At 50.9% G+C, this 15,312-nt stretch carries 12 protein-coding genes; 10 read left to right on the forward strand and 2 right to left on the reverse strand.

The window, feature by feature from the left end; all coding sequences use genetic code 11:
- Window positions 1-1,262 precede the first annotated feature (1,262 nt).
- The 6 genes from PHC90_12415 (at window position 1,263) to PHC90_12440 (ending at window position 11,218) form a co-directional block, all read left to right on the forward strand.
- Entirely contained in the window at window positions 1,263-1,667 is a 405-nt protein-coding gene (locus PHC90_12415) for an HNH endonuclease (GenBank protein MDD3847144.1), read from the forward strand.
- A gap of 232 nt (window positions 1,668-1,899) precedes the next feature.
- Complete coding sequence (locus tag PHC90_12420; protein ID MDD3847145.1) at window positions 1,900-5,094, forward strand: helicase-related protein; 3,195 nt, start codon at window positions 1,900-1,902, stop codon at window positions 5,092-5,094.
- Window positions 5,095-5,136: 42 nt separating this feature from the next.
- On the forward strand, window positions 5,137-8,508 hold the full coding sequence (locus PHC90_12425) for a TaqI-like C-terminal specificity domain-containing protein (GenBank protein ID MDD3847146.1): 3,372 nt from the start codon (window positions 5,137-5,139) through the stop codon (window positions 8,506-8,508).
- A gap of 87 nt (window positions 8,509-8,595) precedes the next feature.
- Window positions 8,596-9,525 carry a restriction endonuclease gene (locus tag PHC90_12430; protein ID MDD3847147.1) on the forward strand — a complete coding sequence of 310 codons (930 nt, stop codon included), beginning with the start codon at window positions 8,596-8,598 and terminating at the stop codon, window positions 9,523-9,525.
- Window positions 9,526-9,586: 61 nt separating this feature from the next.
- Complete coding sequence (locus tag PHC90_12435) at window positions 9,587-10,366, forward strand: hypothetical protein (GenBank protein MDD3847148.1); 780 nt, start codon at window positions 9,587-9,589, stop codon at window positions 10,364-10,366.
- A 276-nt stretch (window positions 10,367-10,642) separates the two neighbouring features.
- The gene (locus tag PHC90_12440) at window positions 10,643-11,218 is read left to right on the forward strand and encodes a hypothetical protein (GenBank protein ID MDD3847149.1); all 576 of its coding nucleotides are present in this window, start codon (window positions 10,643-10,645) and stop codon (window positions 11,216-11,218) included.
- Window positions 11,219-11,465: 247 nt separating this feature from the next.
- Here PHC90_12440 and PHC90_12445 read toward each other — a convergent pair whose 3' ends face one another.
- Window positions 11,466-11,801, reverse strand: coding sequence for a type II toxin-antitoxin system HicB family antitoxin (locus PHC90_12445; GenBank protein ID MDD3847150.1), 336 nt, complete (start codon window positions 11,799-11,801; stop codon window positions 11,466-11,468).
- Window positions 11,798-12,052, reverse strand: a complete 255-nt coding sequence (locus tag PHC90_12450; protein MDD3847151.1) for a type II toxin-antitoxin system HicA family toxin — start codon at window positions 12,050-12,052, stop codon at window positions 11,798-11,800. The genes PHC90_12445 and PHC90_12450 overlap by 4 nt, the downstream gene beginning before the upstream one ends.
- Window positions 12,053-12,242: 190 nt before the next feature.
- Here PHC90_12450 and PHC90_12455 point away from each other — a divergent pair, with 190 nt between their 5' ends.
- From PHC90_12455 to PHC90_12470, 4 genes are all read left to right on the forward strand, one after another.
- The gene (locus PHC90_12455) at window positions 12,243-12,626 is read left to right on the forward strand and encodes a hypothetical protein (protein MDD3847152.1); all 384 of its coding nucleotides are present in this window, start codon (window positions 12,243-12,245) and stop codon (window positions 12,624-12,626) included.
- A 116-nt stretch (window positions 12,627-12,742) separates the two neighbouring features.
- Complete coding sequence (locus PHC90_12460; protein MDD3847153.1) at window positions 12,743-13,147, forward strand: hypothetical protein; 405 nt, start codon at window positions 12,743-12,745, stop codon at window positions 13,145-13,147.
- 333 nt (window positions 13,148-13,480) lie between these two features.
- Window positions 13,481-14,410 carry a restriction endonuclease gene (locus PHC90_12465; GenBank protein ID MDD3847154.1) on the forward strand — a complete coding sequence of 310 codons (930 nt, stop codon included), beginning with the start codon at window positions 13,481-13,483 and terminating at the stop codon, window positions 14,408-14,410.
- A 128-nt stretch (window positions 14,411-14,538) separates the two neighbouring features.
- The gene (locus tag PHC90_12470; protein ID MDD3847155.1) at window positions 14,539-15,168 is read left to right on the forward strand and encodes a Swt1 family HEPN domain-containing protein; all 630 of its coding nucleotides are present in this window, start codon (window positions 14,539-14,541) and stop codon (window positions 15,166-15,168) included.
- Window positions 15,169-15,312 lie beyond the last annotated feature (144 nt).

Genomic DNA, 15,312 nt, shown 5'->3' on the forward strand with positions numbered 1-15,312 from the left:
GCCCGCTCGTTACTGGCCCTGCACGATCCCTGATATTCTTGCCAAACCAGGAAGGGGGCCCTCTAATGGGTGACCCCGTAACCCTCATAACGTCTGAAGAATGACCATTCTTTTGTGCCGAAACGCCATTTGGCTCCCTGCTCCCTGCGCGTGGTCTTCGACCATGCTCGAAGTCGCGAATCGCGAAAGGCTCTTTCGGCAAAGTATGAAGAGGTTTTCCGTTTCAGGGTTCACGCTAAAGAGGATATGGATACCCGGACCTGCTTGGATGTGTCGTAACCAGTAAGAAATATTGACAAGCGTGCAGAGCGATTCAGAGTTTCTTAATTTCTTAGATGTCCCCTATCAGCCCCTTTTTAAGGTTTCTCCGTATCCTCTCTTCCACGCCTCCAAGGCGACCCCGAAAGAGGTTGAGCCAATCTCTTTGGCGCTGCCCGCGTTCGTTATTCCGGGGTTGTGACATAGTGTTGTCATCCCTCTGTGCCAGAATAAAAGGTGATTTTTATGCGTATTTTATGTAGGCTATGAATGAAAGCTCGCCAGTCATTTCAACGTAGGATAAGCATCTGGGCCTTCATGAGGAATTAGAGGGTCTCAATGGAACACTACGGTACTCATTTCCACGCGTTTGTCAGAAAAGTAGTTCGCTCAGCGTTGCTGGTTTGCCCCGGTTCTCGATTGTCCTTAACCTTTGTTGCCATGGTCGATCCGGCAGCGTCCAGTTCCGGGGTAGCGGGTTGAACGGGTATGTGGGTATAACTGACGGTGATTGGTTCACGTTCCTGTCCGGTCTGCCGGGGATTGACGAGGTCAACTTTTGGCAACCGGGAGGCAATCGAAGATTTAGAGCGTTGAATCCCGGTGAACCTTTTCTTTTCAAGCTTCACAGTCCGTATAATTTCATTGTCGGCGGCGGGTTCTTCGCCTACAGCGAGTTATTTCCCTGCAGCTTCGCGTGGACAGCGTTTGCTGAGAAGAATGGTGCCGCGTCATTGGGGGAGATGAGAGAGAGGATCGAGAGATATCGAAGAACCCCTCCGACAAGGGACGATTATTATGTTGGTTGCATCCTCCTCGAACAACCTTTCTTCTTCGAAAGGCGCGACTGGATTACAGCGCCGGAGAACTGGAGTAACAGTATCGTTCAGGGCAAACGGTACGATTTGGTTTCAGGAATAGGAAAACGCCTTTGGGATCAGGTACAGGATAGGCTCCGCTCGGAAAACTATAGAGGTAAGCTGTCTCAGGCAGGCCCTGAACCCATGATCCGCTACGGAGCGCCCCAGACAGTTTTGCCTCGCCTTGGCCAGGGAAGCTTTCGGGTCATGGTGACAGATGCCTATCAGAGGCGATGCGCGGTCACACAGGAAAGAACATTGCCGGCACTTGAAGCGAGCCACATCAAACCGTATTCTGACAATGGCCCCCACAAGATAGAAAACGGCATCCTCCTTCGATCCGACATACACCACCTTTTCGATAACGGGTACGTAACGATCACAACGGACCTGACATTCGAGGTGAGCAGACGCATCAAGGAAGAGTTTGAGAACGGCAGAGACTACTATGCCCTGAGCGGCCGGAGAATAGTGGTTCCTCAGAACAGTATGTTCCGACCGTCACCCGAGTTCATCACCTGGCACAATGAAAACAAGTATCTGGGGTAGGATTGGCTGAGACGCGAGAGAGACAGAGATCTTTCCTGAGAAAGCAATGCAGAGATTGTTTCAGCTTCCGCATTCGTGAACAAAAGGCATTTCCTTTTCGGCGGATTTCTTGTACCATATTAGCGAAAGCTCTCAAGTTACTTCAATACTGACAAGCATCTCAGAGCTTCATAGGCGAGCGCAAAGGGGACCCGATGAAGCGATCACAGGCCGATTATTGCCGGGGTAATAGTTGAGCACAGATCTAACCTTTCTCACCAACGAAGATGGTTACGACCTCAAAGGTCGCTTCCAAGCCCTGATCAAGGACACTCGTTTCTTTGACTGTCTGGTGGGGTATTTCTATACGAGCGGGTTCTTTCATGTCTACAAGCCGCTGGAGAAAACGGAGAAAGTGCGCGTCTTGATAGGCATCAGCACGGACAGAAGCACTTTCGATCTGATCGACCAGGCAAAAGGTCCCGTTCAACAGGAACTCCAATTCTCTCACGCGGAGGTTAAGCAAAGGCTTGAGGGTGAGATTGAGAAAGAGTTCGAGTATTCGGAAGACAATCAGAGCGTCGAGGAAGGGGTAGAGAAGTTCATCGAGTGGATACGGAATGGTAAGCTGGAGATCAAGGCTTATCCTTCCTCCAACATCCACGCCAAGGTCTATATCATGACCTTTGCCGAAGGCGACCGTGATAAGGGGCGTGTGATCACCGGTTCCAGCAATTTTACTCAGGCGGGCCTTCTCGACAATCTGGAATTCAACGTCGAATTGAAGAACCGTGCCGATTATGATTTTGCACTCAGAAAGTTCAATGAACTCTGGGCCGACGCCGTTGATGTCAGCGAGAAATATGTGGATACCGTCAAGACAAAGACATGGCTCAATCAGTCCATTACGCCCTACGAGCTTTACCTGAAGTTCCTTTATGAATATTTCAAGGACGAGCTCAGCCTGACCGATGAAGTTTTTGTCCGCTATTTGCCGGAAGATTTCATGAAACTGGAATACCAGGAACAGGCTGTCCTCAATGCGAAGAAGATCCTTGAAGAGTATGGGGGAGTGTTCATATCCGACGTCGTTGGTCTCGGAAAGACCTATATTGCGGCGATGTTGGCCGGACAACTGGATGGCAGGACGCTTGTCCTCGCTCCGCCGGTTCTTCTTGATACAGGTAACCCCGGTTCGTGGAGCAACGTCTTTTCCGATTTTCGCGCTCCCGCAGATTTTCAGTCTGTCGGAAAGCTGGATGAACTCCTCAGAAAGGGTGTCGAGAAATACACCAATGTGATCGTTGATGAGGCCCACCGTTTTCGTACAGAGTCCAACGTGACCTATGAAAAGCTGGCGGAGGTGTGCAGGGGCAAGAGGGTCATCCTTGTGACCGCTACCCCGTACAATAATTCGCCGAAGGATATTCTCAGCCAGATAAAACTCTTCCAGAACGCGAAGAAGAGCATGATTCCTAATCTTCCAAACCTGGAGGTTTTTTTCAACGGACTGGACAAGAGGCTAAAGAATCTTGACCGTCAGAAGGACTACAGCGAGTACATCGCGCGGGTGAAAGAAAACGCGAGGGAGATCAGAGACAAGGTCTTAAAGTACCTCATGGTCCGCCGCACAAGGATGGAGATTGCCGCATTCTTCTCTCAGGACCTGAGCAGGCAAAAACTGCGCTTTCCGGGCGTGGAGCCCCCGGTGCCTCTTTTCTACGAACTGGATGATCATGAGGATGAGATCTTCAGCAAGACCATCGAGCTTGCCGCACAGAAGTTCAGCTATGCCCGCTATACCCCGTTACTCTATTATAAAGGCAAGATCGACCAGCTTGAACGGCAGTCCCAGAAGAACATGGGCAAGTTCATGAAGATCCTGCTCGTAAAGCGCCTTGAAAGCAGTTTCCATGCCTTCAGGAACTCAATCGACCGCTTTATCGGTTCATATGAGCAGTTCATCCAGGAATACGACAAAGGCAGAGTCTATTTGAGCAAGAAACACACGGCAAAGATCTTTGAGCTTCTGGAAAATGACGACGACGAAGCCGTTCAACGCCTGATTGACGAAGGAAAGGCGCAGGAGCTTAAGGCCGCCGACTTCCACGATAATTTCAGACCGGCGCTGCAGGCCGATCTTGATATCCTCCGGGAGATCAAGACGATGTGGTCGTCGGTGACCCGGGACCCGAAGCTTGACACCTTTATTGGAGCCCTCAGGAAGAAGAGGGAGTTGAAAGAGAACAAGCTCATCATTTTCACCGAGTCAAAAGAAACCTCGGAATACCTGGCCGCCAATATAGACGGCAAGATCAAGGGGGCGGTCCTTTCCTACAATGGGTCTTCAGGAGAAGCCGTCCGGGATATGGTGATCGAGAACTTTGACGCGAAAGCAAAGCACAAGAAGGATGATTACCGCATCCTCGTCTCCACGGAAGTCCTGTCCGAAGGCGTCAATCTCCACCGTGCCAATGTGGTAATCAACTACGACATCCCCTGGAATCCAACCCGGATGATGCAGCGTGTAGGCCGTATCAACCGTGTGGATACACCATTTGACAGGATACACACCTTCAACTTCTTTCCCACGAAACAGTCGAACAACCAGATCAAATTGCAGGAGGCGGCCGAATCCAAGATCAACGCCTTCCTGACCCTCCTCGGCGGCGACGCAGCGCTTCTTACGGAAGGCGAGCCGGTCGGGTCCCATGAACTGTTCAACCGTCTCCTCAGCGCAAAGACAATCACCGGAGAGGATGACTCGGAAGAGAGCGAACTGAAGTACCTGAACGTCATAAAAACCATCCGCGACGAACAACCCGGCGTCTTCGACGCAATCAAGCACCTGCCGAAGAAAGCCCGGACGGCCAGAGAGGACGACAAATGTCAGAACATGCTCCTCACCTACTTCCGCCGCGGCAAGCTTCAGAAGTTCTTCATTGCCGGAAACGGCACCGAGTCGAGGGAGGTCGATTTTCTGTCTGCCGCAAAGCTCCTGGAGGCCACCTCCGAAACACCACGCCGGAAACCGGGTCAGGATTACTATGAACTGCTCTCCAGAAACAAGGAAGCATTCCTCTTTACGACCGGGGAAGACATGCCGGAACCGGTGCCAAGGGGAGGCGGCCGCGACAGTGCAACGCAACTCCTGCGTACCCTGAAGGCGGTTATGAAAGACCGTCGGCAACTCACGGAGGATCAGGAGGGATACGTCAGAAGGATCATGCTGCGGCTTGAAGAGGGTGCCTTGCCGAAGCAAACAGCCAAGGAAGCTCTCAAAGCACTTACAGAGCTGAAAGAGGGGCTTGAAAATCCGTTGAAAGTCCTTGCAGTCCTGCAGGCTTCCGTGCCTGCAAGACTCCTTGAGGAGCATTTTGCCGCAGGTACCGATGGAAGAACCGGCAGGAGAGAGGTCATTCTCTCCGAATACCTTACGGGCGGTTGAAGCGGCAAGATTGTTGAAGTGAATGGTTTCAGGGGTTAAAACGTGAACAGGGACGAAGCACAGAAGATTGTCAGAGAAACCCTCCAGAATCCCTTTGACAAGGGAAAATTCCGGTACTTCATAAGGAACCTCCTCAACGGGATTGACGAGTCAAAGGCGTTTCCCATCCTCCAGGGTCAGTATATCTATGAACCATTCAGGTCTCGCGTAAAACAGTACGAAAGGATAGGTACATACACCGACCCTGACGGAAAGAAGATAGATATCCTCATCGTGTATCTCCAGAAAGAAACCACCCTCGATCACGGCAGGACCACCCAGAGGAACTTCATCGCCAGGTATCTGAAGGAGCGGGGCGAGAAAGACGCGGGCCTTGTCGCATTTGTCTCCCCGGGTTTTGAGGATTGGCGGTTTTCTCTTGTCAGAATGGATTACAGACTTACGCCAACACCGAAGGGGAACCTGAGGGCAAAAGAAGAATTCACTCCTGCCCGGAGATGGTCTTTCCTTGTGGGAAGCCATGAGAACAGCCATACGGCACAGAGCCGCCTGGTGCCGGTCATGACCGCATTGGAGTCAGGCCTCCCCGCCCTTTCCCGTCTGGAAGATATGTTCAACATTGAAACGGTCACGAAGGAGTTCTTCGAGAAGTACCGGGAGCTTTTCCTCAGGACCTGTGAAACGCTGGATGCGATTCTTCTGCAAGACCCCTTGGTGGCGGACGATTTCAGGACCAAGGATGTGAATTCCATCGATTTCTCAAAGAAGCTCTTGGGCCAGATCGTCTTTCTCTATTTCCTGCAGAAGAAAGGCTGGTTCGGTGTAGGACGAGACGCTGACTGGGGCAGCGGCCCCCGAAATTTTCTTCGGGAGCTATTTGAGGGCAAATACGGGAGGTATGCGAACTTCTTTAACGACATACTGGAACCGCTCTTTTACGAAGCCCTCGCCCGGGAAAGAGATGATGACTTTTACCGGCACTTCAACTGCAGAATCCCCTTTCTCAACGGCGGCCTCTTCGATCCCATAGGCGGCTACGACTGGGTGCGCAAAGACATACTCCTGCCGGATGACCTCTTCTCCAATAATAGCAGGACAAAAGAAGGCGATATTGGAGACGGCATCCTTGATGTCTTCGACAGATACAATTTCACGGTAAAAGAAGACGAACCTCTGGAAAAGGAAGTGGCAGTCGACCCCGAGATGCTCGGAAAGGTCTTCGAGAACCTTCTGGAGGTGAAGGACCGCAAGTCGAAGGGCACCTACTATACGCCGAGAGAGATCGTCCACTACATGTGCAGACAGAGCCTGGTCAGTTACCTCGAAACCCAATTGGGTGGCACCGCCGTTGCCTACGAGAAGCTCGGCGACGATCAGCTTGACATGTTCGGCAACAGGGCAAAGGCGGGTCAGATGGATCTGGCCATTGAGCACAGGACCGGACCGTCCATTCCGAAAAAAGACATCGAGATGCTTATCCATCTCGGCGAACAGGTCGGAGAGAACGAGGCGGCGGTGGAGGCCAGAGGTAGAGAAACAGATACCTATTCCTACAAACTGCCTGAAACCATACGTCAGAACGCAAAGCTGATCGACAGGAAGCTCGCCGACATGAAGATCTGTGACCCGGCAGTGGGCAGCGGCGCATTTCTTGTGGGCATGATGAACGAGATCATCAAGACGCGCGGCGTGCTGAGCATCTTCATAAAAGATCCCGACAGAACACCCTATGCCTTCAAACGCGAATGTATAGAAAGATCTCTTTACGGTGTTGACATTGATTCCGGCGCGACGGAAATAGCCAAGTTGCGCCTGTGGTTGTCCCTGGTTGTGGACGAGGAGGACATCCGCGAGATCAAGCCCCTGCCGAACCTCGACTACAAGATCGTTTGCGGGAATTCACTTGAGAGCGTTGAGGGAAGGCTTGAAAACAGCAAGGCCTTTGTTGAGCTGGAGACCCTCAAGAAGCTCTTTTTTGCCGAAATAAGAGGCGGCGAGAAGAAGAAGGAAAAGGCTCGTATTGAAGAACTCATCAGCAAGTTGACCGGTAACAGGGAGCGGTTTGATTACAAGATATTCTTCAGCGAAGTCTTTGACCATTCAGGCGGTTTTGACGTCGTTATCGCCAATCCGCCCTATGTGCGTCAGGAAGGCATTAAGGAACTGAAGCCGATGCTCTCCAAGGAATTCCGGAAGTTCTACTGCGGCACCGCTGACCTTTATACGTATTTCTACAAGCGGGGAGTGGAGCTCCTGAAACCGGACGGCCACCTCTGTTTCATCGCTCCCAACAAGTTCATGCGTGCGGGGTATGGGAAGAACACGCGGGAGATGCTGACAAAAGAAGTGACGCCACGGGTTGTCATAGATTTTTGCGATCTCCCCATCTTCGATGCAACCACGTATCCGTCTATCATGCTTCTGAAGAAGAAACGCCCTGATGCAGGCGACGCAACACTGGCCGCCACCTTCACTGATGCCGGCCAACTGGAACAAATAGAAGAGACGTTGGACGCTGTTGGCTTTCCCATGCCCCTCGGGTCCTTGCGGAAAGAAGGCTGGACACTGGAACGCCCCGAGGTCCTCAAACTCATGGATAAACTCAGGGCAGCAGGGAAACCCCTGGGCGAATATGTGAGTGGAAGGTTCTACTATGGAATCAAGACAGGTCTCAACGAGGCCTTCGTCATAGATGAAACGACAAGACAGCGCCTCATTGCCGAGGACCCCAGGAGTGCGGAATTGATCAAACCTTGGCTCCGGGGTCGCGATATCAAAAAATGGAAGGCGCAGTGGGCGGGACTGTATCTGATAACCATTCCCAGCAGCACCAATAAGAAATGGCCTTGGTCGAATTCGAAAGCTGAGGAGCATGCGCGATCCGTCTTTAGGAGAGCTTATCCGGCTATCCATCGCCATCTCTCGCAGTGGGAGACTAAGTTAAGAAAGAGGGATGATCAGGGGCAGTTCTGGTGGGAGCTGAGGTCTTGCGCTTATTATGCAGAGTTTGAAGAATCAAAAGTAATCCTGGGTCGATTCATGAATAAACCGACATTTATCTTTGACGTGAACAGACTTTTGCATAATGATGCCATGTACATGATAGCAGGCGCAGATGAGTACGTAGTTGCGATATTGAACTCCAAGGTTGCTTGGTGGTTCCTAAGGGGTATCTGTACTGATTTGAGGGGCGGGTACATACAAGCTTATCGTGAGAACTTGTTTCAAATACCAGTTCCGGAGACCACCGAGAAACATATCGCTAGCATTGCCCAACTTGTTGCGGCCATAATTGTTGATACTAACGGTTCCTTGGTTTCTCAACGAGAATCCGAAATCGATCGGCTGGTCTATCAACTCTACGACCTTAGCCAGGAGGAGATCGGGATAATAGAGAATGCGAACAAACCGTGAGAAGCGCCGTGCCGGAAAAGCAGCATGTACGCTCATATACCGTCGTCGAATGATTTCGTGCGGCATATCCGTTCTTGAGGAGGATAAATGGCGGTTCCCGATTACCAAAGCGTGATGCTTCCGCTTCTTGAATATGCGGCGAGCAGGAATGGCGAACTCTCGACGGGAGAAGCTGCTGATGCGCTAGCCGTTTCTCTCGGTCTGTCGGAAGAGGATCTCAAGCAGATGCTTCCAAGCGGTATCTCGCCAACCTTTATTAATCGCGTGGGGTGGGCCGCTACATACATGAAGAAGGCAGGATTTATGGAGGCAACACGCCGCGGCTTTTATCGTATCACACAGCGCGGCCTTGACGTGCTCAAGAAGAAACCGAAAAAGATAGACGTGAAGCTCCTGACGCAGTACCCCGAGTTCCAGGAATTTCAAAACCTCAGAGGAACGCGCAGCACAGACAAGACGAAGGAGATTGATAGGCGATTTGACCTTGACGCCGTCACCCCATCCGAAGCCCTTGAAAAGGCGTACGAAATCCTCCGCAGCACCCTTGCCGATGAACTCATTAAGAGACTGAAACAGGTAAACCCCACATTCTTCGAGCGCATCGTGGTAGAGCTTCTCGTAAAAATGGGTTACGGCGGCTCCCGGGCCGACGCCGGCAAGGCGATAGGCCGAAGCGGCGACGGCGGCATAGACGGCATCATCAAAGAAGACAAGCTTGGCCTCGACGTAGTCTACATCCAGGCCAAACGCTGGGACACCAACTCCGTCGGCCGCCCCGACGTAATGCAATTCGCCGGCGCCCTGCAAGCCCAGAAGGCCAACAAGGGAATCTTCATAACAACATCAAAATTCACCGAAGAAGCCCGAAACTACGTCGCCCAAATAGGCAGCAAAATAGTCCTAATCGACGGCGAACACCTGGCCCAACTAATGATCGACAACGACGTAGGCGTATCAACAATATCCCTATACCCGGTCAAGAAACTCGACTTGGACTATTTTGACGAAGGGATTTAAGCATTGAAAGTGCTTGGTTTGAAGGTAACATTATGCATTAAGGATTAAGGAACGTTTGTTTATGTCAGTCTTGAGCGATTTCAATCTTGTCCTACCGCAAGTACCTAGCGAAAACGAATGGATTGAGTATATCGAGAGCACCGAGGGACGAGAAAGAGATATTTCAACTTTGCGGGCCAAAGGCTACAACCTTTTAGCCGATCTCAATGAAAGGCATGCTACATATGAGAGAGTTGGCTGGTTAAGTCTGTGGGCCAAAGTCATGGCGGCGCTTGAATCGATGATCCCCGCATTGCAGTCTGGCTCCGACCTGATCCTTGAATCCTTATCGAGAGCTACCTTCGAATGGCTACAGCACCAGTTGGCCATTACCGATCCCATACATGACCTCCTTGAGAACAGACGAACTCACAAAGAAATAGTGATGACCGAGTATGCTTATCGAAGTGTGGTCGATAGACTGCGAGCCTACACGGCATGGTGTCTTTGGTCAGACAAGAACTATTACCAGGAGCTCATTGATCCCAGGACTCAAAAGAACATCTGGGATTCAGGACCGGCCCGGGAAATCCTCCAAAATGCCAAAAAACTGCAATCCTACGAAAGGTTTTACGGTCCACTGGATTCCGAGATTGACGAGAACAAACTGAGGCAGGGACGAAGAAACATGGAAGCATTGTACAGGGAGAAGATTCGACGAATAGAGGACTGGCTGGGTGATACCAAGGTCAAGCATTGGTCCAATAAGCTGAAGGACAATTATAGGTCTCGACAATTCTCATTTTTCAGTCTGTTTGGAGAGGATAGCAAAATAACAGGGGAGTGTAGGGGACGTTCTTAAGAAATTAAATAACTTTTCAATACCGCTTAAGCGCCTTAGGCAAGGGAAACGAAGAGTTTCTTAATTTGTCCACTCCCGTGGCCCTGGAAGAGAAACTGGGCAGGGGAGAATTGGGGTCGGGGAGAATTGGGGTCAAATCTTTATTCTTGACAAATACACTTCCCATCGGCGTGCAAAGGTTGGAATGACAGTTAGAAATTCAAGAATGAAAATGTGACCCCGTGACCCTGCTAAATAATTCGACCCGTGTTGAAGGGGTCCAGAAGGGAGCGTATCGTGCAAGATAACAAGGATTCTCACAAGCATCCGTTGCACAAAAAGATCGGCGATGCTCTGACTGAGATCATCAACGCAGTAGCTGACTCCAAAATTGAATTCTTCTTAGACCCAGCCTGTGGTGGAGACCAGAACTTACCCATATTCTCGACGGCGTTCAAGAGCAATCCAACGGAATATTGTAATGTTGATGCCTTGGTTCTTTCAGACACGCAAATCAAGATAATTATCGAAATAGAAGAGGCCAACATAAAACCGACACAAATATGCGGTAAGTATTTGACGTCCGCACTGGGTAGGTATTTCATCCATGCCAACAATAAAAAAGGCCAGCAACAGAATGAGCAAGTTGGCATGGATGAAAAGGTATCTTTCATTCAGGTTCTGGATGGCTCTAAGCTAGAAAGGCAGTCAAAAAAACCGGACCAATTCAAGAATATCGAAAAGTCGATTCAGGATATTCTCCCGGTAAAAGGGAGCAATATCCACTCCTATAAGATTATATTTTTTGAAAACGCTGATGACAAAGAAAGGTTGGACAGATTCAAGAAATATGTTCTTAGCTGCCTTTCGTGACTTCTGACCCCACGACTTCACCTTTGCCCGATGGCCAATTGAGAGGTTGGGACATTTGGGGTCAAATCTTTATTCTTGACAATTCCCCCCCTGATACCTTCCCCCCCCATGGCGCGCACTTTGCGGATCCAGTACGAGAATGCCGTCTATCATGTCACCTGCCGGGGGAACGACAGGCAGGATATCTTTGCTGATGATTGTCAACACGGCCCCAGAAACGCAGCAGGTGTCGTGAGCGCCGGGGACCTTACCCCTGGGCGGCCTTCTTCAGTACCTCTTCCGCCCACTGGTTGAGGCTCTTGCCTTCCACTTTTGCGGCCACCAGGGCCCTTGCGTGGACCTCCGGGGAGACGCGAAGCATCATCTTGCCGGAAGCCGCCTTGAGCGGGCTTCTGCCCGTGGCCTTGCAGTCCGTCAGGTAGTGGTTCACGGCGGCCTCGAAATCCGCCCTGAGCCCGTCCACCGTTTCACCATGAAAGGTGATCCTGTCCGTGATCCCGATGACCGTTCCGACGAATATGCCGTCTCTCGGGTCGAATTCCACCCGGGCCGTGTATCCTTTGTAGGTCATAACGTTCCTCATGGCTTCACCTCCAGTTCTGTCAGCCATTCCCGCACCTGTTCGACCTGGTACTTCTTCGCTTCCTTGCCCGGATGCGGCCGGTGCAGGTATTGCCGGCTTCCGTTCAGTTCAAAGACAACCCGGGAACCGGCGCCTTCCCGCGTCTCTCCCCCGAGAGCGGCCACCAGGGCCTCGATGTCGGAAAAGATGATGTTGCCCCGGGTGGGGATGGACATGATCGCCTCGAACGTTCGCCGGTGCTTCGCCTTCATACTGAATGCTAGCACATTATGATAGCAAAGGCAAGGAAGGGACCTGTATTCGAAAAGACCATCCTGCCAAGCTTTTCACCCCCTGATGGCTATGACATAGACAAAACAGCCTCCCCGCGCGGAATTACGGAATTGGGGTCAAATCTTGATTCTTGACAAATACACTTCCCAGCGGCGTACAAAGGCTGGAATGACAGTTAGAAATTCAAGAATAAACGGCCTGTTGCCCAAACCTCCCGTTCCAAAAAGCCTGTTTCACAAAAGACCTGTCTCACGCCCGTTCGTCGCTAAAGCTCCTCACTGGAGGCATAACAGAGAGCATAAGGAGGAAGACAAAAGACCTTCCCGGGGATCCGTGAGACGTCAGGTCTCCCCGGGAACTTTCAATCCCGCAAGCGGGATAAGAAAGAATATATTCCATACAAACCCGCCTCACATCAACAACGACCACCCATATACATATCAATTCTTCCAAGGGTGGGACTGGGGTCAAATCTTTATTCTTGACAAATACATTTCCCAGCGGCGTGCGAAGGTTGGAATGACAGTCAGAAAGTCAAGAATAAAGATTTGACCCCATGACCTCACAGGAACGGTGAAGACATCCGCTATGGAGAATTTGCGGATATTATTCATTACTGCAGGGATTCCAAACACTTTGATGGATTGATCACATTCTGGAAAGACCTTATGCAGGTCAACTACGCTGACAAAGGGGAGGAGCCTCATCCCGGGCTCTGGTTCGACACTTATTCGGCAGCCATAGACTTTGCCGATGGGAATTCGATCTTTGCCGGTCTGTTCAGACATGTCGGTCCAGGTAAGGGTTTTATCTACAAGACGGTAGAAGAAATCAGAACCGGTGAACCTCAGAATCTCGCCGACTATTTTGACGGAGTGAAAGTGCCTGGAGGAACGACGGCAGACTTTGAGACTGTCTTTGACAAGGCAGTCAACAACGTGACTGATGCCTGGAGAACCATATATATGGGCCTGACCACGGGAAGCGCCTCCCCGAAGGTGGTCAAATGCTGGAATCTGGATACCGGTGTTGATATGCAGTCTCCCGACAAGCAAGTAACCTATTGGGCATGACATGAGAAAAAACACCATCATTCTTCAAATGCTATTGGCTCTCGCTGTCTTGTTTGGGGGCTGCGCTACCGCCGGGCAGGTTGACCGGGACGATTACAGCATTCTGTGCTCGGCAGTCTCTGCCTGTTCCTATGGGGAGGTAAGGGGACGCTCCAAAGAAAACAAGTAACTTCTTAAGCCGACCTAGGCTTGAGGCGTGATGAATGAAGGGGGATGTTTTTAAGAAATCAAACAACTTTTCGAGAGGGGCAGATGTGCCAGATGAGACAACAACCAGGGTATCTGGATTTTTGAAGACAATGGCTGATTACCTCGGACAAAAAGGGAGGATGAATGGCGGTTCCCGATTATCAAAGCGTGATGCTTCCGCTTCTTGAATATGCGGCGAGCAGGAATGGCGAACTCTCGACGGGAGAAGCTGCTGATGCGCTAGCCGTTTCTCTCGGTCTGTCGGAAGAGGATCTCAAGCAGATGCTTCCAAGCGGTATCTCGCCAACCTTTATTAATCGCGTGGGGTGGGCCGCTACATACATGAAGAAGGCAGGATTTATGGAGGCAACACGCCGCGGCTTTTATCGTATCACACAGCGCGGCCTTGACGTGCTCAAGAAGAAACCGAAAAAGATAGACGTGAAGCTCCTGACGCAGTACCCCGAGTTCCAGGAATTTCAAAACCTCAGAGGAACGCGCAGCACAGACAAGACGAAGGAGATTGATAGGCGATTTGACCTTGACGCCGTCACCCCATCCGAAGCCCTTGAAAAGGCGTACGAAATCCTCCGCAGCACCCTTGCCGATGAACTCATCAAGAGACTGAAGCAAGTAAACCCAACATTCTTTGAGCGCATCGTGGTAGAGCTTCTCGTAAAAATGGGTTACGGTGGCTCCCGGGCCGATGCCGGCAAGGCGATAGGCCGAAGCGGCGACGGAGGCATAGACGGCATCATCAAAGAAGACAAGCTGGGCCTCGACGTAGTCTACATCCAGGCCAAACGCTGGGACACGAACTCCGTAGGCCGCCCCGACGTAATGCAATTCGCCGGCGCCCTCCAGGCCCAGAAAGCCAACAAGGGAATCTTCATAACAACATCAAAGTTCACAGAAGAAGCCCGAAACTACGTCGCCCAAATAGGCAGCAAAATAGTCCTGATCGACGGCGAACACCTAGCCCAACTAATGATCGACAACGACGTAGGCGTATCAACAATATCCCTATACCCCGTAAAGAAACTCGATTTAGATTACTTTGACGAGGGCGTGTAGTGTACTCGTCTTACATATAGCAGTTTCCATAATCGTGGAGTTTCCAGATGACCGTTCTGATGAAACGGTGACAAAAGAACACGAATGATTTGGAACAACGTTGGGCTAGAAACAAGGAGGTTGTTCAAATGCACTCTACAATGAGTCAGATGCTTTGGGAAGCCACCGGTATTCTGCAAGATTTTCTATTGCAGATTCTCCCATCGCTTTCCAGAAATTGGTGGAACGATCTTGTTCTGCGATATCTGACCCCTCAACAGCAGCAGTCAGCTAAAGAAAAGAATGTCAAATCTCTGTCGGGCCTCGACCTGAAGGCTCTGTTGCGTGTACTGGAAAGGAACTGGTCGCCAATCCGCGGGGTCAAACAGATCCCGTACAATGCTCTCCACTATGTCAAGGAGATGAGCGAAGTGCGCAACAGATGGGCACACATGACTACCGAGGAAGTGCCGCCGGACGATATCTATAGAGACCTGGATACCCTGCAGCGTTTCGCCAGCGCTATTGAGGCTGGGCCTGAGTATATCAACAACATAAAGAAGGCCAAAGAAGGAGTCTTTCCGAAGCTGATGCCTTCAGACCTAACCTCAAAAGGTAAAATAGAAACGGTACCGACCCCAAGTAGCCCACCGGGCCGAACGGTCGGCAAAAGCACAAGGCGGGTTGTTCATGCATCCAGACGACCAAGAGACCCGCAAATGGAAGCATCCTTAAAGGGAGGTAAGGGGACGCTCCAAGGAAAACAAGTAACTTCTTAAGACGATCTAGGCTTGAAGCGTGTGGCAATGACAACCTAAAAATGACCCACTGTGATCACCTAAAAATGACCCACCCCGGTTTTAGTTAAAAAATATATACCCTTCATTCCTTGTCCCCTTGGCCCCACACTTGGCCCCACATTA

Source organism: Syntrophorhabdaceae bacterium (assembly GCA_028698615.1).
Taxonomy (GTDB): Bacteria; Desulfobacterota; Syntrophorhabdia; order Syntrophorhabdales; family Syntrophorhabdaceae; genus Delta-02.